At 72.9% G+C, this 17,779-nt stretch carries 16 protein-coding genes; 14 read left to right on the top strand and 2 right to left on the bottom strand.

Annotated features, from left to right (window positions below; genetic code table 11):
- The 11 genes from LO763_RS12650 to mnhG all read left to right on the top strand — a co-directional run.
- A partial coding sequence (locus tag LO763_RS12650) for a copper resistance CopC family protein (protein ID WP_230602574.1) occupies positions 1-671 on the top strand: 671 nt, incomplete at its 5' end.
- A gap of 149 nt (positions 672-820) precedes the next feature.
- Positions 821-1,543, top strand: a complete 723-nt coding sequence (locus LO763_RS12645; protein WP_230602572.1) for a DUF1775 domain-containing protein — start codon at positions 821-823, stop codon at positions 1,541-1,543.
- The gene (locus LO763_RS12640) at positions 1,540-3,207 is read left to right on the top strand and encodes a copper resistance CopC/CopD family protein (protein WP_230602570.1); all 1,668 of its coding nucleotides are present in this window, start codon (positions 1,540-1,542) and stop codon (positions 3,205-3,207) included. The genes LO763_RS12645 and LO763_RS12640 overlap by 4 nt, the downstream gene beginning before the upstream one ends.
- A gap of 53 nt (positions 3,208-3,260) precedes the next feature.
- Positions 3,261-3,860 carry a copper resistance CopC family protein gene (locus LO763_RS12635; RefSeq protein WP_230602568.1) on the top strand — a complete coding sequence of 200 codons (600 nt, stop codon included), beginning with the start codon at positions 3,261-3,263 and terminating at the stop codon, positions 3,858-3,860.
- Between the two features lie 388 nt (positions 3,861-4,248).
- The gene (locus tag LO763_RS12630) at positions 4,249-5,961 is read left to right on the top strand and encodes a cellulose-binding domain-containing protein (RefSeq protein WP_230602566.1); all 1,713 of its coding nucleotides are present in this window, start codon (positions 4,249-4,251) and stop codon (positions 5,959-5,961) included.
- 251 nt (positions 5,962-6,212) lie between these two features.
- Positions 6,213-9,053: a Na+/H+ antiporter subunit A gene (locus LO763_RS12625; RefSeq protein WP_230602564.1), complete on the top strand. Its 2,841-nt coding sequence runs from the start codon at positions 6,213-6,215 to the stop codon at positions 9,051-9,053.
- Complete coding sequence (locus LO763_RS12620) at positions 9,050-9,493, top strand: Na(+)/H(+) antiporter subunit C (RefSeq protein ID WP_230602562.1); 444 nt, start codon at positions 9,050-9,052, stop codon at positions 9,491-9,493. The genes LO763_RS12625 and LO763_RS12620 overlap by 4 nt, the downstream gene beginning before the upstream one ends.
- The gene (locus tag LO763_RS12615; protein ID WP_230602560.1) at positions 9,490-11,016 is read left to right on the top strand and encodes a Na+/H+ antiporter subunit D; all 1,527 of its coding nucleotides are present in this window, start codon (positions 9,490-9,492) and stop codon (positions 11,014-11,016) included. Before LO763_RS12620 ends, LO763_RS12615 begins: the two co-directional genes overlap by 4 nt.
- Positions 11,013-11,594, top strand: a complete 582-nt coding sequence (locus tag LO763_RS12610; RefSeq protein ID WP_230602558.1) for a Na+/H+ antiporter subunit E — start codon at positions 11,013-11,015, stop codon at positions 11,592-11,594. The genes LO763_RS12615 and LO763_RS12610 overlap by 4 nt, the downstream gene beginning before the upstream one ends.
- Complete coding sequence (locus tag LO763_RS12605; RefSeq protein WP_230602556.1) at positions 11,591-11,851, top strand: MrpF/PhaF family protein; 261 nt, start codon at positions 11,591-11,593, stop codon at positions 11,849-11,851. The genes LO763_RS12610 and LO763_RS12605 overlap by 4 nt, the downstream gene beginning before the upstream one ends.
- The gene (gene mnhG, locus LO763_RS12600; protein WP_230602554.1) at positions 11,848-12,225 is read left to right on the top strand and encodes a monovalent cation/H(+) antiporter subunit G; all 378 of its coding nucleotides are present in this window, start codon (positions 11,848-11,850) and stop codon (positions 12,223-12,225) included. The genes LO763_RS12605 and mnhG overlap by 4 nt, the downstream gene beginning before the upstream one ends.
- Positions 12,226-12,235: 10 nt before the next feature.
- On the opposite strand, the gene LO763_RS12595 is transcribed toward mnhG, so the two are convergent.
- A complete protein-coding gene (locus LO763_RS12595) occupies positions 12,236-12,667 on the bottom strand; it encodes a low affinity iron permease family protein (RefSeq protein WP_230602552.1) in 432 nt (143 codons plus the stop codon).
- A gap of 128 nt (positions 12,668-12,795) precedes the next feature.
- Here LO763_RS12595 and LO763_RS12590 point away from each other — a divergent pair, with 128 nt between their 5' ends.
- Positions 12,796-13,350, top strand: a complete 555-nt coding sequence (locus LO763_RS12590; RefSeq protein ID WP_230602550.1) for a hemerythrin domain-containing protein — start codon at positions 12,796-12,798, stop codon at positions 13,348-13,350.
- A 111-nt stretch (positions 13,351-13,461) separates the two neighbouring features.
- Entirely contained in the window at positions 13,462-14,289 is an 828-nt protein-coding gene (locus LO763_RS12585) for an alpha/beta fold hydrolase (protein ID WP_230602548.1), read from the top strand.
- Positions 14,290-14,300: 11 nt separating this feature from the next.
- On the opposite strand, the gene LO763_RS12580 is transcribed toward LO763_RS12585, so the two are convergent.
- Positions 14,301-15,113 carry a SigB/SigF/SigG family RNA polymerase sigma factor gene (locus tag LO763_RS12580; RefSeq protein ID WP_230602546.1) on the bottom strand — a complete coding sequence of 271 codons (813 nt, stop codon included), beginning with the start codon at positions 15,111-15,113 and terminating at the stop codon, positions 14,301-14,303.
- Positions 15,114-15,499: 386 nt separating this feature from the next.
- Between LO763_RS12580 and LO763_RS12575 the strand changes: the two genes are divergently transcribed.
- Positions 15,500-17,482, top strand: a complete 1,983-nt coding sequence (locus LO763_RS12575; protein ID WP_230602545.1) for a serine/threonine protein kinase — start codon at positions 15,500-15,502, stop codon at positions 17,480-17,482.
- Positions 17,483-17,779 lie beyond the last annotated feature (297 nt).

The raw sequence follows: 17,779 nt of genomic DNA, 5'->3' as shown, positions 1-17,779 counted from the left end.
TATCCAAATTCATTCACATGAACTCCGAGGAGGACCCGATGCGACCGGACGCCGACCGCCGCCCCGCGCCGCCGATCCCAGGGGAGGAGCGCCGCGGCCGCCCGCGCGTCCCCGCCGCGCTGCTCGCCGTCCTGGCCGGGCTGGCATTGGCGGTGTCGCCCGCCCGGCCCGGCTTCGCGCACGCCGCGCTCGTGGCGACCGACCCCGAGGAGGGAGCGACCCTGGCCACCGCCCCGGCACAGGTCACCGCGACCTTCTCCGAGGTCCTCGACGCCGCCTCCACCGAGATCGCCGTGACCGGCCCCGGCGGCGCGCTCGTCGACGCCGGGGCGCCGGCCTTCGACGCCGACACGTTCACGCAGCCGATGCGCTACCTCGGGCCCGGCGACTACACCGTGGCCTTCAGGGTCATCTCCGAGGACGGCCACCGCGTCGACGGCGCCCTCACGTTCACCGTCGAGCAGGTCCCGCCGGACCTGCTGGACAGTGCTGCTGAAACCGCCGCCGCGACTGCCGCTGAGACCGATGCGGCCGCCGCGACCGACGCCGAGGCGGCCGAGGACCCGGCCTCGGGCGCCTCGGCGACCGCCGTCGCCCTCGCGCTGCTGCTGGTCCTGGCCGCGGCGGTCGCGACCGCCGTGCTCCTGCGCCGCCGCGGCGCCAGGGACTGACCGGGGGCCGACGACATTTGAATCGATATCTGTCAATCTAATGAGAGGACGGCGGCATGGCCGCCCGAGCACCGCCCCGAGTCCCCGCACCCGACCCGAACCCGGCGCGACCAGCGCCGCGACCTCCGTCTTCAGAAAGCAGTACCACCATGCAGCGTCCCACCGCCCGCCGCGCGCTCGCGCGCACCGCACTCGCCGGCACCGCCGCCGCCCTCGCCGTCCTGGCGACCGCCGGCCCGGCCGCCGCCCACGTCACCATCGCCGCGCCGAGCACCGTCGCCGGCGCCTACACCCTGCTCACCGTCTCGGTCCCGCACGGCTGCGACGGCGACGCCACCACCGCGGTCGCCGTCCAGATCCCCGAGCCCATCAACGCCGTCACCCCCAGCGTGAACCCGAACTGGGAGGTCGAGAAGGTCATGGCCGACCTTCCCGAGCCGATCACCGACAGCCACGGCAACGAGGTCACCCAGCGGGTCGACCAGATCGTCTACACCGCGAACACGCCCCTGCCGGACGAGCTGCGCGACGCCTTCGAGCTCTCGCTCCGCCTCCCCGAGGAGGCCGCCGGGCAGACGCTCTACTTCCCGGTCGTGCAGACCTGCACGGCCGGCGACCACCCCTGGATCGAGATCCCCGCCGAGGGGCAGGACGCCGACGCGCTCGAGTCCCCGGCACCCTCGATCACCGTCACCGCCGCGGAAGCGGCCGACGCCGAAGAGGCCGACGCCGAACCCGCCCAGGGCGAGGAGGCCGCCGAAGCCGCCGACGACCCGGACGGCACCGACCCGGTCACGTACGTGGCGCTCGCCATCGGCATGATCGGCGCCGCGCTCGGCGCGTTCGCCCTCGTCCGGAGCCGGCGCGCGTGACCGCGCTCCGCACCCGACCGCCGGGGCGGGCGATCCCGCCCGCCCTGGCGGCGCTCCTCATCCTCTTCGCGCCCGCCGCCCCCGCGCAGGCGCACGCCGCCCTCCTGGCGACCGACCCCGCCGACCGCGCCGTCCTCGACACCGCCCCCGACGAGGTCATCCTCACCTTCAACGAGGCCGTGCGGCCCGTCGACGACGCCATGCTCCTGGTCGGCGGCAACGGCGCCGAGCAGGAGCTGACGGCTGCCGCCAGCGACACCGACGTGGTCGTCGACCTGCCCGACCTCGCCGAAGGCCCCTACTACCTCAACTGGCGCGTCATCTCGGCCGACTCGCACCCGATCTCCGGCGTCCTGTCCTTCACCGTGGGCACCGGGACCGCGCCCCCGCCTCCGGCGGAGGACCGGGCCGAACCCGACCGGCCGTGGGCGGTCCAGGCCGTGAACATCGCCGCCTACCTCGGACTGCTCCTGTTCACCGGCTACGCCCTCTTCCGCGCCGCCATCGCCCGCGAACTGGCGCCGCCCCGGCCTCGGCACCGGCTCCTGCGCGCCGCCGGCGCACTCGCGGTCCTCGCCGCGGCACTGGCCGTCCCGGTCGGCGCCCTCGACCTCGCCGGGCGGCCGCCCGGCGACCTCGCCGACGTCGGCGCCTGGAGCGGCACCGTCCAGACCGGCGCCCTCACCGGCCTCGCCGCCACCGCCGTCGGCGTCGCGCTCGCCTACCTCGGCGCGGTCCGCGGCGGCCGCCCCTGGTCGACGCCCGCCGTCGTCGCCGGCTCCGCGCTCGCGCTGCTCGCGCCGGTCCTCATCGGGCACTCGATGGCGTTCGGGCCGCGCTGGCTCATGGTCGCCGCCGACGCGGTGCACCTGGCGACCGCCGCGATCTGGGTCGGCGGCATCGCCGGGACCGGCCTCGTCCTCACCCGCCTGCGCCGCGGCCACGGCAGTCCCGAGCACGCCGCGGCGGTGGTGGCCCGCTTCTCGACCTGGGCCGGGTACGGCGTCGCGGCCCTGGGCGCGAGCGGGATCGCGATGGCCTGGGCGATCCACCGGACCTGGGACAGCCTGCTCGAGTCCGACCACGGCCGGGCCCTGCTGGTCAAGCTCGGCCTGGTCGCCGTCGCCCTGGCGCTCGCCGGATGGAACCGATACCGGCTCGTCCCGTCGATCCGCGCCGCCGACCCCCGCGCGGGACTGGCGCGGCTGCGGCGCACGGTCCGCGGCGAAGCCGTCGTCCTCGCCGCGGTCGTCGCGCTGACCGGCGTCCTGGTGAACCTCCCTCCCGGCGCCGAACCGGAGGCGCCGCCCGCGGCGCAGGAGCCGGCCGCGCCGGTCCCCGAGACGGTGTCGCTGAGCGAGGCCCTCGGCGACGGCGGGGCCGCCCTCCAGGGCGCCACCGCGGGCACCGGCGAGCACACGTTCGCGCTCACCCTCACCGACGCCGCAGGGCTGCCGCTGGAACCGCTGGAGGCGCCCGCGGTCACGGCCTCGCTGCCCGAACGCGACTTCGGCCCCGTCGAAGCCCAGATCCACGAATACGGTGCGGGCCAGTACCACTGCATCGTCGACCTGCCGCTCGACGGCGACTGGCAGATCACCGTCCAAGTCCGCGCCTCCGAGTTCGAATCCCACTCGGCCGTCTTCGACCTCACCGTCGGATGACCGGACCGAGCCGACCCCACGACCGCCAACCCCCGCACCCCTAGGAGTCTCCGATGCGAGCCGACCATCACCTTCCGACCCGAAGCCTCCGGAGGACCGCGGTCCGCCTCGCGGTCGCCGCCCTGGGCGCCATGGCGTTCGCCCTGGCCCCGGCCTCCCCGGCGTTCGCGCAGGCCGAGCTCTGGGCCACCTCCCCCGAAGACGGGACGGCGCTGGACGCCGCGCCCGGCGAGATCGCCGTGACCTTCTCCGAGACCTTGGACGGCGCCTCCAGCGTCGCCGTCGCGGGCCCGGACGGGTCGCCGATCGAACTCGAGCAGCCCGAGTTCAACGGCAACGTCCTCATCCAGCCGATGCGCTACACCGCCCCCGGCGAGTACACCGTCACCGTGACCGCCGCCTTCGAAGACGGCGAAGGCCTCGAGAGCTCGTTCGCCTTCAGCGTCGCGTCCATCCCCGACATGCTCACCGTCGCGGGCGCCGCCCCCGAAGCCGCCGACGGCACGGACGCGGAGGCGGCGACCGACGCGCAGGCGGACGGGTCCGGGTCGGGCACCGCCGTGCTCATCGGCGTCGCCGTCCTCGCCCTGGTCGTCGTCACCGGCGGGATGCTGATGATCAGGAGGGGCGCCGGGCGACGTCACCACCGGTGACGCCGACGCTTCGGGCGACAGCGATGCCGTCGCGACCGGCGGCAATGGCGGCCACTCCGGCGGCGCCGGCGACGGCGGGAACGCCTGGAACACCGCGCACTCCGGCCAGACCCCCCTGGTCTGACCTGCTGAACCGGCGGGGCGCCCGGCGACGGGCGCCCCGCCTTCATGCTCCCGTCGGCGGGCGAGCGCCCTCCGACCGAAACTTTTCGTAAGTGCCGCGAAAACCTTGACAGGACCTCTAAATATAGGAAACCATCAATATATCGCTTGGTAGCGCTTTCTCCATGAAGCGGACCCGAGCGGATTCGCAGAGCCAAGACACCCGACGGACCCCCCTCACCGTCGCCGCTGCGACGAGGCCGCGAAGAACAAAGGACATCGCGACATGCAATCGCATCGAAGTCACAGGAGACTGGCGGTCACCGCCGCGGCCATCGCGGCCCTCGGCGCCGGCGCCCTCACGACCACCTCGGCGGACCGCGCCTTCGCCGAGGCCGGCTGCGAGGTCGACTACACCGTCATCAGCGACTGGAACTCCGGCTTCCAGGTCAACATCACCATCACCGCCGACGAGCCCATCGACGGCTGGCGGATCGAGTGGGACTTCCCCTCCGGCACCACCGTCAGCAGCGCGTGGAACGTCGACTGGAACCAGAGCGGGACCGGCTTCACCGGCACCGACGTCGGCTGGAACGCCGCCATCGCCTCCGGCCAGAGCCGCGAGGTCTTCGGCTTCGTGGGCACCGGCAGCAGCGCCGCCCCGAGCCGGATCGCCGTCAACGGCGACGTCTGCGACGGCCAGACCGACCCCGACCCCACCGACCCGGACCCCACCGACCCCGACCCCGACCCCGGGAACCCCGCCTGGGGCGAGGGCCTGCCGCCCGCCGACGCCGAGCTCAGCCGGGCCTACGAGCTGATCCGGGAGTCCGACCCGAAGGGCTACGAGCCGCGGGCCGGCGAGTGCTCCAACGAGGTCCACGCCCGGTACTGGACCTATGGCGCCGACGGCAAGGTCTACCCGACCTGGCACCCCACCCGCGACCCCAGCGGCTGCTCGTTCGGGCACGAGCACGGCGACGACCCGCGCGACTCGGCGCTGTTCGGTGAGAGCGGCTTCCCGCCCTTCGGCTACGTCAGCGAGGTGCAGGTCGACAGCCTGCCCGAGCACAGCCACCGGCACGAGGACCACGTCGGCCACAAGGTGCTCGCCGAGAGCGTGAACGTGATCCAGGGCGACAACGCCGGGAACTTCCTCCCGCCCCAGGGGCCCACCATCGCCACCTGCGACATCCTGCTGAAGATCCACCAGGGCACGCACTCGCCGGACGCGTTCAAGAACAACGTCCACGAGCTGATCAGCAACATCAAGTGCAACGCGAACGGCCAGACCGTCCAGGCCGACATCGCCCTGATGATGCCGTTCGGCGAGGCCGGGGGTTTCAGCCCCTCCGAATGCCCGAGCTTCGGCGGCCAGCGCATCGAGGTGGGCGAGCCGGTGCCGGCGGACTCGCCCTCGGAGTTCACGACGCCGGGCCGCCTCATCGCCGAGTCGGGCTGCATCGAGGCGATCCGCCGCGGCGACACCCACAACGACCCGCTCTACCCCACGCCGCAGCCGTTCAACGTGTCCGACATGGACGACTTCTGGTTCGGCAACTCGCAGATCAGCGGCGCCGGGGTGAACTTCAGCATGTCGCCGCTGTTCTACGTGGTCGACTCGCAGCGCTACTACGACCCGTCCCTGCCCGGCGGCATGGGCCGGGTCCTGGACCTGTGCTACGAGCCGGACCTCCTGGGCGGCCCCAACTGCGACGAGGCCCTCCAGGCCGGGGGCGGCCAGCGCCTCGCGTGGGACGACCCCCGCTCGCCGTTCAAGGGGACCCTGCGCGAGTACCGGCCGGGCGGCTTCACGCTCCAGGCCTCCGGCTCGACCACGGTCTACACGGACGCTTACGGCCGCAACGCCTCCACGACCCCGTTCGAGGGCTCCATCGAGCAGCGCTTCTCCGGGAGCACCTCGTCGGGCGGCTCGAACTGGTACGTGCGGGGCGCCACCCGCGACTGGGACGACGGCACCGTCCACTCGCCCAACTGACCCGACCGCTCGGACCGGGGCCCGCGGCGGAGGCGCCGCGGGCCCCGGCGCGCCGCCGCAGGGCGGCCGCGCCGGGTCCCGGTCTGTGAAGTGAACCTTCATGTGCGGGAAATGAACCGGGCCGATCCCCAGCGCAACGGGGTGAACGCGACGAGTGTTCGCAACTTCTCAACGCCGAGTTTCGCGGTGAGCTCTTCGGAACGGATAGTGTGAGTGCCAGTGTCGGCGTGATCGTTTTCCGGGGAGGCCGTTTGACAGTACTGCTCGCCTGCTACGCCTCCATGGCGGTGCTCGCCCCCGCACTCGTCCGCTGGCTCGGCCCCAAGGCCCTCTACGCGGTGGCCGCCGTCCCGGCGGCCACCTTCGCGTGGGCGCTGGCCCACACCGGCGCGATGCGCTCGGGCGGCGCGGTGACCGAGGTCCACCCCTGGGTGCCGCAGTTGGGCCAGGAGCTCGCGTTCCGCATGACCGCGTTCCCGTGGCTCATGGTGCTCCTCGTCAGCGGCGTCGGCGCCCTCGTGCTCGCCTACAGCGCCCACTACTTCCCGGCCGGCGAGGCCGGGCTCGGGCGCTTCGCCGCCGTCTTCGTCGGCTTCGCCGGCGCCATGCTCGGACTCGTCGTCGCCGACGACCTGCTCCTGCTCTACGTCTTCTGGGAGCTGACCTCGGTCTTCTCCTACCTCCTCATCGGACACGACCCGACCCGCCGCGCGAGCCGCTGGGCGGCGATGCAGGCGCTGCTGGTGACCACGCTCGGCGGGCTGGCGATGCTCGTGGGCTTCATCATGCTCGGCCAGCACGCCGGCACCTACCGCCTGTCGGCCGTGGTCGAGGACCTGCCCGGCGGCGCGTACCTGGTGGTCGCGCTCGTGATGGTCCTCCTCGGCGCCCTGTCCAAGTCGGCCCTCTTCCCCTTCAGCTTCTGGCTGCCCAACGCGATGGCCGCCCCGACCCCGGTCAGCGCCTACCTCCACGCCGCCGCCATGGTCAAGGCCGGGGTGTTCCTCATCGGCATGCTCACCCCGGTGTTCGCCGCGGACCCGCCCTGGCGGGAGGCGGTCTGGGCCTGCGGCGCCCTCACCTTCCTGTTCGGAGGGTGGACGGCGCTGCGCCAGACGGACCTGAAGCTGATGCTCGCCTACGGGACGGTCAGCCAGCTGGGCATGATCGGCATCGTCCTCGGCAGCGGGTTCCGCGACGCCGCGCTCGCCGGCGCCGCCCTCCTGGCCGGGCACGCCATGTTCAAGGCCGCGCTGTTCCTGGTGGTCGGCATCGTCGACAAGACCACCGGCACCCGCGAGATCTACTCGCTCAGCGGGCTCGGCGCCCGCAGGCCCGCGCTGGCCGCCGTCGCCGTCCTCGCCGTGGCCTCCATGATCGGCCTGCCGCCGACGTTCGGATTCGTCGCCAAGGAGGCGATGCTCGCGGCGTTCTGGGACGGCGGCCCCTGGGAGCGGGCGATGCTGGCGTGCCTCGTCGCCGGGGCCGCGCTCACCGTCGCCTACGGCCTCCGCTTCCTGTGGGGCGCGTTCGCGCGCAAGCCCGGCCTGGACGACACCGACGCCGCGCCGGCCGGCCCCGGGTTCCTCGCCGCGCCGGCGCTCCTGGCGCTCGCCGGCCTCGCCGCCGGTCTCCTCGCCCCCGGCGCCGACGGCCTCCTCGCGCCGTACGCCGACCGCTACCCCGACACCGGCCACGCCTACCACCTCGCCCTGTGGCACGGCCTCACCCCGGCGCTCGGCCTGTCGCTGGCCGCCCTCGCCGCCGGCTTCGGCCTCTACCTGGCGACGCGCCGGACCAGCGCGTGGAGGGCGGTGAAGCTCCGACTCACCTCGGGGGCGGTGTACCGGCAGGCGCAGAACGGCATCGACCGCCTGGCCGTGGAGCTGACCGGCCGCACCCAGCGCGGCTCGCTGCCGTTCTACCTCGGCGTGATCCTGGTGTCCCTGGTCGTCCTCGCCGGCGGGCTGCTGCTGTTCGACGGGCCCTGGCCGCACCGCTTCCGGCTGTTCGACACGCCGCTGCAACTGGCCGCGGGCGGCATCATCGTCGCCGCCGCCATCGCCGCGGCGCTCGCCAGGCGGCGCCTGACCGCGATGGTCCTCACCGGCGTCTCCGGCTACGGCGTCGCCGCGCTGTTCATCTTCCACGGCGCCCCCGACCTGGCGCTCACCCAGTTCCTGGTCGAGACCGTCACCATCGTCATGTTCGTGCTGGTGCTGCGCCGCCTGCCCCCGCGCTTCTCCGAGCGGCCCCTGAAGAAGGTGCGGCGCTTCCGCGTCGCCATCGGCGTCGCCGTCGGCGTCGTCGCCGCGGGCATGGCCTACGTGGCGGTCGGCAGCCGCGAGGCCGAGCCGATCTCGGAGCTCTTCCCCGACCTGGCCGTCTCCTACGGCGGCGGCCACAACATCGTCAACGTGATCCTGGTGGACATCCGCGCCTGGGACACCATGGGCGAGATCGCGGTGCTCCTGGTCGCCGCCACCGGCGTGGCGAGCCTGATCTTCGGGCGCGACAAGGCGATGCACCGCCGCGGCGGCTCCCGGCCCGCCCCGCCGAAGACCGGCGAGCACGTCAAGTGGCTCTCCCGGCCCGAGACGGACGGCAGCCACCAGGCGATCATCCTCCAGGTCGTGACCCGCCTGCTGTTCCACACCATCGTCCTGTTCTCGATCTACCTGCTGTTCACCGGGCACAACCACCCCGGGGGCGGGTTCGCGGGCGGGCTCGTCGCCGGGCTGGCCCTGGCCGTCCGCTACCTGGCCGGCGGCCGGGCCGAGCTCAACGCCGCCGCCCCGGTGGACGCCGGGCGGCTCCTCGGCACGGGGCTGCTCGTCTCGGTCGGCACCGGGGCCGCGTCGATGCTGCTGGGCGGGCAGGTCCTCCAGAGCGCCATCCTCGACGTCGAGGTGCCGCTGCTCGGCCACCTCCACTTCGTGACCTCCACGTTCTTCGACATCGGCGTCTACCTGATCGTGGTCGGCCTGGTGCTCGACATCCTGCGGAGCCTCGGGGCCGAGATCGACCGCCACCGCGAGTCCGGGGACGGCCCCGAGAACGCCGCGCCGCTGCCCGAGAAGGAGGCCGCATGAGCCCGAACCTGGTCTACGTGGTCGTCATCGGCGTGCTGTTCGGCGCCGGCGTGTCCCTGCTGCTCGAACGCACGCTCACCCGCGTGCTCATCGGCGTGGTCCTCATCGGCAACGGCGTCAACGTGCTCATCCTCATGGGCGGCGCGTACGGCACGCCGCCGATCATCGGGGAGGCGCCCGTCGAGGGCATGAGCGACCCGCTCCCGCAGGCGATGATCCTGACCGCCATCGTCATCACGCTCGGGATCACCGCGTTCCTCCTGGCCCTCGCCTACCGCAGCTGGCAGCTCCTCGGCCACGACGAGGTGCAGGACGACGCGGAGGACACCCGCATCATCGAGCTCGCCGAGCGCGACGAGATCCCGCACGCGAAGGAGAGCGAGACCGAGGACCTCCCCAGCCCCGTGTACGACGCCGGACCGGGCTGGGCCGAGCGATGAGCTTCCTCGTCCCGCTCCCGGTCATCATCCCCGCGCTCGGGGCCGCGCTGACCCTCATGATGGCCCGGCGCCCGGGCGCCCAGCGCGCCGTGAGCCTGACCGCGCTCACGACCACGCTCGTCGTCTCCTCCGCGCTGCTCGTGGTCACCGCCGCCGAAGGGCCGCAGGTCGTGGCCGTCGGCGGGTGGCCGCCGCCGCTGGGCATCATCCTCGTCGCCGACAAGCTCGCCGCGCTCATGCTGGTCGTCTCGACCGCGGTGACGCTGTGCGTCCTGGTCTACTCGATCGGGCAGGGCTCGGCCGACGGCGACGAGGAGACGCCGCTGTCGGTCTACCACCCGACCTACCTGGCGCTGACCGCCGGCGTCACCAACGCGTTCCTGTCGGGCGACCTGTTCAACCTCTACGTCGGCTTCGAGATCCTGCTCGTGGCGAGCTACGTGCTGCTCACCCTGGGCAGCACCGAGAACCGCATCCGGGCGGGCACCACGTACGTCGTGGTGAGCCTCCTGTCCTCGGTGATCTTCCTGAGCGCGCTCGGCCTCGTGTACGCCGCGACCGGGACGCTGAACATGGCCCAGCTCGCGGGCCGCTTCGACGAGCTGCCGGACAACCTCAGGCTGCTGCTCCAGGGGATGCTGCTGCTGGCGTTCGGCATCAAGGCCGCCGTGTTCCCGCTCGGGGCGTGGCTGCCCGACAGCTACCCGACCGCGCCCGCGCCGGTCACCGCGGTCTTCGCGGGCCTGCTGACCAAGGTCGGCGTGTACGCCATCATCCGCACCGAGACGCTCCTGTTCCCCGACGGGCGCATCGCCGACGTGCTCATGGTGATATCGCTGCTGACGATGGTCGTGGGCATCCTCGGCGCGGTGGCGCAGTCCGACATCAAGCGGCTCCTGTCGTTCACGCTCATCAGCCACATCGGGTACATGCTGTTCGGGGTGGCGCTGGCCTCCGAGGCCGGGCTGTCGGGCGCGATCTTCTACATCGCGCACCACATCACGATCCAGACGACCCTGTTCCTCGCCGCCGGGCTCGTCGAGCGCCGCGGCGGCACGACCGCGCTCGACCGGCTCGGCGGCCTGGGGCGGATCGCGCCGCTGCTGTCGGTCCTGTTCTTCATCCCAGCGCTCAACCTCGCGGGCATCCCGCCGTTCTCCGGGTTCCTCGGCAAGCTCGGCCTGCTCCAGGCCGGAGTCGATGAGTCCGGTCCGCTGGTGTGGGCCGTCGTGGCCGGCGGCGTCCTCACGAGCCTGCTGACCCTGTACGCGATCGGGCGCGTCTGGAACCTGGCGTTCTGGCGCGCCCCGCACCCGGACCTGCCGCGCGCCGACGACGACTCGGAGGGGTCGACGGTGCTGCTGCCCAAGCTGATGGTCGCCCCCACGTTCGCGCTGGTGGCGTTCAGCGTCGCCCTCACGGTGGTGGCGGGCCCGCTCTTCGGGATCACCTCGGAGGCCGCGGCCGACCTGCTCGCCCGCACGCCCTACATCGAGGCGGTCTTCCCGGACGGTGCGCCGTGAGCCGCCTCCAGGCCCCGCTGACCCGGCGCGAGCGCCTCCGCAGCCGGATCACCGCCGTGATCGGGCTCGTCCTGGTGTGGGACCTCCTGTGGGGGGACTTCAGCCTCCTGAACACCGTCTTCGGCGTCCTGGTGGCGACCGCGATCCTGGTGGTGTTCCCGCTGCCGCCGGTCAAGTTCGGCGGGCGCCTGCGCCCGGTCGGGGTCGTCCGGTTCGCCGCGCGGTTCCTCTTCGACCTGGTGGTGGCGAGCTTCCAGGTCGCGCTGCTCGCCTTCCGCCCGGGGCGGCCGACCAACGCGATCGTGGCGGTGCGGCTGCGGGTCCCCTCGGACCTGAACATGACCCTGGTCGCCGAGGCGGTCTCGCTGGTGCCCGGCAGCCTCATCGCCGAGGCCGACCACCAGACCGGGACGCTGTACATCCACATGCTCGGCGTGCGGGACGAGGCGCACCTGGAGCGGCTGCGCGCCGGAGTCCTGCTGCTGGAGGCGCGGCTGATCCGGGCCATCGGCTCGGACGAGGAGCTGCGGAAGGTGAGCGCGCCCCGCGCGGGCGATCGAGAGGAGTCCCCGTCATGACCTACGTCGCGGTCGCCGTCGCCGTCCTGCTCATCGCCGCGTGCGCGATGACGCTGGTCAGGGTCGTCCGCGGTCCCACCACACTGGACCGGATCGTCGCCACCGACGTGCTGCTGGCGATCACCGCCACGGCGATCATCGCCGAGGCGGCGTTCAGCCGCGACCCCACGGCGCTGCCCGTCCTGGTGGTGGTGTCGCTCCTGGGCATCACCGGCTCGGTGGGCGTGGCCCGGTTCGTCACCAGGGAGAAGCCATGACCCTCCAAGGCGTGCTCGACGCGGTCGCGGCCGTCTGCATGATCGCCGGGGCGCTGCTCAGCCTGGCAGCGGGGGTGGCGCTCCTGCGCTTCCCGGACCTGCTGAGCCGGATGCACGCGGCGGCCAAACCGCAGGTGCTCGGGCTGCTGCTGATGCTGACCGGGTGCGCGATCCGCATCGCGACGGTCGTGGACATCACGACGATGGTGCTCATCGCGGTGTTCCAGCTGGCGACCGCGCCCGTCGCGGCGCACATGGTGGGCCGGGCGGCCTACCGCGACGGCCACACCCGCACCGACCTGCTCATCGCCGACGAGCTCGCGCCGGACATGGAGAAGTTCGCCGACGCGCCGTCCGACCCGCCCCCGCCGTAGCGGCCGCCGGTCAGGCGCTCTCGTCCTCTTCGAGGCCCACCGCGCGGCGCAGCTCCTCGCGGCGCTCGTCCAGGTCCCGGTGCGCCTGCTCGTCCTCCTTGGCCACGTGCTCCATGAGGTCGGCCAGGCCGCTGGCGAGGGCGTTGAGCTTGTGCTGGATCGCCGCGTCGTTGCGCGACTGGGTGTTCTGGAGCAGCGCGACCATGAGGAACGTGATGATCGTGGTCGTGGTGTTGATGATCAGCTGCCACGTGTCGATCGGGAAGAACAGGAACGACGGCGCCCAGACCAGCACCAGCAGGACGCAGAAGAAGAAGAACGGCGCGCGCGACACGAAGTCGGCCGCCTTCGTGGCGAAGCGGTCGAACGGACCGACCTTCGACGAGACGTCCCGCGGCATGACCGCCGAGGCCTTCTCCGAACCGTGCTCCTTGGATGTCATACCCGGACTGTTTCCACTGCGCCGAGCGGGTAAACATGCCCGGTCCGCGGCGGCGGACGCATGAACCGGGACTCCGCGGGTATCCGGGCCCGGTCCGCAGGCGACGCCCACGAGAGGGGAGCAGTGACGTGACCGGTGATGTGGTGGACCTGATCATGGCCGACCACCGAGAGGTGGAGCGGTTGTTCGAAGAGCTCAAGCAGTACCCCGAGAAGCGCCCGCTGCTGGTGCCGGTGGTCTCGGCCATGCTGATGGCGCACAGCCGGGCCGAGGAGGCCGAGGTGTACCCGGTCGCGCGGGCCGAGGCCCACGAGGCCGAGGAGGTCGCGCACGGCCAGCACGAGCACGAGGAGGCCGAGGAGCTCCTCATGAAGCTCACCGAGGCCGACCCGCGGTCGCCGCAGTTCGACACGGCGCTCCAGAAGCTCGTCGACGCGGTCACCCACCACGTCGAGGAGGAGGAGTCCACGGTCCTGCCGGGGATGAAGCGGCAGCTGGACGAGGCGCGCCGGCAGCAGCTGGGCACCGCGTTCGCGGCCAGCCGCGCCGCCCACCTGGGCGACCGCCCCGGCCACGCCAGCAAGGCCGAACTGGAGTTCCAAGCCGGGAATGTGGGGATCACCGGGGCCTCCTCGATGGGCAAGGACGAACTCGCCAGGGCCCTGAAGGCCTCGGCGTCCTGATCTGAGCCCGCGCCCGCCCGCCGGCGGCGCGGGCCCGAGCCGCCCCCGCCCAGCGGGGGCGGCTCCGCCGACTCCCGCGGCCCCGGCCGCCCGACCCGCCGAGGTGACGCGTTGCCCAATCCGTGGAACTGGAAGACCATGCGCGCGAAGCACGCGGTGGCGACCCGCGCGCCCGAGCCCGACGCGCTCTTCGAGAGCCGCTGGACGAACGTCCGCGGCGCGCAGCTCCACTCGCGCGAGTCGCGGCACCCGCCGCTCGGCGTCACGCCGCTCGTGCTGGTGCACGGGCTCGCGGTCTCGCACCGCTACCTCATGCCGCTCGGCGCGCTGCTGTCCACCGGCCGCCCCGTGCGCGCGGTCGACCTCCCCGGCTTCGGCCTCAGCGAGGGCGCCCGCGAGACCCTGGACGTCCCCGCCCTCGCCGACCGGCTCGCGGACTGGCTGAAGGCCTCCGGGAACGCACCCGCCGACCTGCTCGGCAACTCCGTCGGCGCGCAGGTCGCCGTCGACGCCGCCGCCCGCTACCCCGAGCTGGTCCGGAAGCTGGTCCTGGTGGGGCCCACCATGGACCCGCGGGCGCGCAGCATGACCCGCCAGGCGCTGCGCTGGCTGCGCGGCCTGCCCCGCGAGAACCCGGGGCTGCTGCCGATCCTCCTGCGCGACCTCGCCGACGCCGGGCTCGTGCGGGCCGTGCGCACCTTCCGGGAGGCCCTGCGCGACCCGGTCGAGCGGAAGCTCCCGTCCGTGCTCGCGCCCGCGCTCGTCACCCGCGGCGAGCACGAGGCCGTCGCCTCCCAGCGCTGGGCCGAGGAGGTCGCGCGGCTGCTCCCGCACGGCGAGCTCGCGGTCGTCCCGGACAGCCCGCACGACGCGACGTTCACGACCGCGCACGGGCTGGCCGCGATCACCGTCCCGTTCCTCGACCGCGACCCCGCCTGAGCGGGGGCGGCCTACCGCGGTGCGGTGAGCAGGTGCTCGCGCAGGTCCTCGAGGGTCTCCTTGAGGAGGCGGGAGACGTGCATCTGCGAGATGCCGACCTCCTCGCCGATCTGCGCCTGCGTCATCTCGTCGTAGAACCGCAGGGCCAGGATCCGCTGCTCGCGCGCGGGCAGGTCCTGGAGGAGCGGCAGCAGCGCCTCGTGGTCGACCACGAGTTCGAGCGCGAGGTCGTCCTCGCCGATGGACTCGGAGAGGGCGCCGCTCCCGGCGTCCTGGAACGCGGGCTCGTCGAGGGAGACCGACCGGAACGCCTGCCGGGCCTCCATGCCCTCCTCGATCTCGGCCTCGGTGACGTCCAGGTGCGCGGCGAGGTCGGCGTTGGTGGCCGGGCGGCCCAGCTCCTGGGCCAGGTCGCCGCTGGCCTGGTTGATCGCCATGCGCAGCTCCTGGAGGCGGCGCGGGACGCGCATCGGCCAGGTCGTGTCGCGGAAGTGGCGCCGCACCTCGCCCATCATGGTGGGGACGGCGTAGGACAGGAAGTCGCTGCCGCGGGCCGGGTCGAACCGGTCGACGGCGTGGATGAGGCCCACCGAGGCGACCTGGAGCAGGTCCTCCTTGGCGATGCCCTTGCCGGAGTACCGCTGCGCGATGTGGACGGCCAGCGGCAGGTGGCCGGTGATGATCTGCTCGCGCAGGTCGGCGCGTCTGGGGTCCTCTTCGCCGAGGGCCGCCATGTCGTGGAACAGCGGGCCCAGGGCCCGGTACTCGTCGCGGTTGCGCTTGGCGTCGTTCTGGTTGACGGTCTTGCTGTGCTGTGATGCCATGTGGCCACCGCCTAACAGCGGACTGGTCGGTAACTCTGCCTGCTCCTGCGCGGGACCGGCTTCGCCGCACTCGTCCCGGCAGGTGTTCGAGCGTCTGTCGATCGCCTCAGCGTATAACGGAAACATCACATTGTCCCCCTCCTGGCTTTTGAAGATTTCTCTAAACATCGCAAGCATGCCAATCTCGGCGAAACGCCTCCCGCGGCATCGGCGCAGGTGCTATGCGGCGCCGCGCCATTGCGGGGCCGAATGCGCCGGTGCCCCCGCACCGGTCTCCGGCGGGCGCGCGGGACCCGGGGGCGGGGCGCGCCCGGTCATGACGGAGTCGTGACGGGCCGCCCTACCGTTGCGGACCACCCGGATTCGCCGAGACCAGGAGCCGTCGCATGAAACCACTGCGGGACGATGAGCCCAGGGAGATCGGGCCCTACCGCGTCCTCGCCGAACTCGGCGAGGGCGGCATGGGGCGCGTCCTGCTCGCCGCCGCCTCGGACGGCCGGCTCGTGGCGCTCAAGGTCATGCGCCCCCACCTGCTGCACGACGACCGGTTCCGCTTCCGGTTCCGCCGCGAGGTCCTCACCTCCCGCGAGGTCGCCGCCAGCCGGTGGACGGCCGCCGTCGTCGCCTCCGACGAGCACGCCGCCGAGCCCTGGCTCGCCTCCGAGTTCTTCCACGGCCCCACCCTCGCCGAGGCGATCGCCGCCTCCGGCCCGCTCGACGAGGCCGCGGCGCGCCGCCTCATGCACGGCCTGGCCTCGGCGCTCGCCGAGATCCACGCCCACGGCGTCGTCCACCGCGACCTCAAGCCCTCCAACGTGATCCTCACCGAGGACGGCGTGCGGATCATCGACTTCGGGATCGCCCGCGCCCCCGGCGCGGGGGACGGCGACACCACCGTCACCGAGACCGGCGCCCTCATCGGCGCCCCCGCCCACATGTCGCCCGAGCAGATCACCATGCGCCCGGTCGGTCCCCCCACCGACCTGTTCTCCCTGGGCACCACCGTGATCGCCGCCGCGACCGGCGCCAACCCCTTCGACGCCGAAGCCCTGTTCGACATCATGAGCAAGGTCGTCCACGCCGACCCCGACCTCGACGCCCTCCCCGCGGGCCTGCGCACGCTCGTGGAGCCCTGCCTGGTCAAGGACCCCGGCGAGCGCATCACCGCGGCCGAGCTCCTCGCCCGCATCGGCGAGCCCCTCGCCGGGCCGTGGCCGCCCGGCGTCGCCGCCCTGGACGAGATGCAGCGCGTCGAGGTCGCCTCCGTGGCGGAGCGGCTCGGCTGGGAGACCCGGGTGCAGCCCGACCGCACCGTCCTGATGTACGGCCCCGGGTTCGTCCGGGCCGACACGGGCGTCCCGACCGGCCCCACCATCCGGTACCCCACCGGCCCCACCGCCCAGTACCCGCCGGGCGCGCCGGTCTCGGGCGCCGGGCCCGTCCTGCGTCCCGGGCCGGTGCCCCCCGCGCCGTCCCGGCCCGACCGCACGGTCCTCTACAGCGTCCTGGCGGTGGTCGCCGTGGTCGCCCTGGCCTCGCTGCTCTTCCTCATCGACCGGCCGGGCGCCCGCGACGATCCCGGCACCACCGCGGCCGACTCGTCCGAGGACGCCGACGCCGGCTCCGACTGGGACGGGGGCACCGAGACCGACACCGACCCGGTCGAGACCACGCCCGACGCTGTTGCCGACCCTGTCGCCGACGCCGTCGTCGGGGACTGCTTCCACGACTACGGCGGCGAGGACGAGGCCGACCTCGAGGCCGCCTCCTGCGGCGACGGGACCTTCGAGGTCATCGACGTCTATCACGACACCACCGACCTCTCGCTGTGCGACGGCCTCGACGACCTCACCACGAGCGTCGCCGACTCGGGGAGCCGGACGGTGCTGTGCCTGAGCTACCGGCACTCGTACGGCGACGCCTACCACGCCGAGGTCGGCGAGTGCGTCTTCGGACCGGACGACGACGTGTCCCCGTGGTACCGGATCGACTGCCAGACCGGCGCGTTCGAGGTGCTGGAGCGCCTCCCCGGCGAGTCGGACCAGGACGCGTGCACCGAGTCGACCTACTACAACCACGCGTTCTGGTTCACCACCGACCAGACCTACCTGGACGTGCTGCTGTGCCTCCGGTTCATCTACCCCGACGACGCCGGGTATGCCGCCGTCGACAATTGCATGTACATGGACGGCGACCCCGAGGACGGGGCGAACTACTGGTTCAGCGACTGCGACGGCGCCAACGTCTACGTCACCGGCCGCACCGACGAGTACGAGGCCTCCGGGTTCTGCGGCGATGACGGCTGGACGACCTGGTCCAGCCCCGACTTCGCCGCCCACACCTACACGGTGTGCTGGCGCTACCTCTAGGCAGCGCCCGATTCGGCGGGCCGCGGCGGGCTCGGACGTCCGCGCAAAGTGGTGCGAACACGGACGGAGCCTGCCGAAACGGCGCTCCAAATTCAAGTCCCCAATAGACTCAATGGAGATGATGAGGTAACGGATCTCGTTGGGAGCGTTCGCTATCGGTGTGCACCCGCCCGGATATAGCGCGCGCAAGTGGTTTGGTACGCTGATGCCAAGCTTGTCTTCGAGGGGTATAGGCCCTGGCCGACGTCACCGCCGGTCAGGGCCTTTCTCGTGTCCGCGAACGGTTCTCCGCTCCGC

It is taken from the genome of Glycomyces amatae, assembly GCF_020991375.1.
In the GTDB taxonomy this organism is placed as follows: domain Bacteria; phylum Actinomycetota; class Actinomycetes; order Mycobacteriales; family Micromonosporaceae; genus Glycomyces; species Glycomyces amatae.
This window is presented reverse-complemented; position numbering and strand designations above follow the sequence as displayed.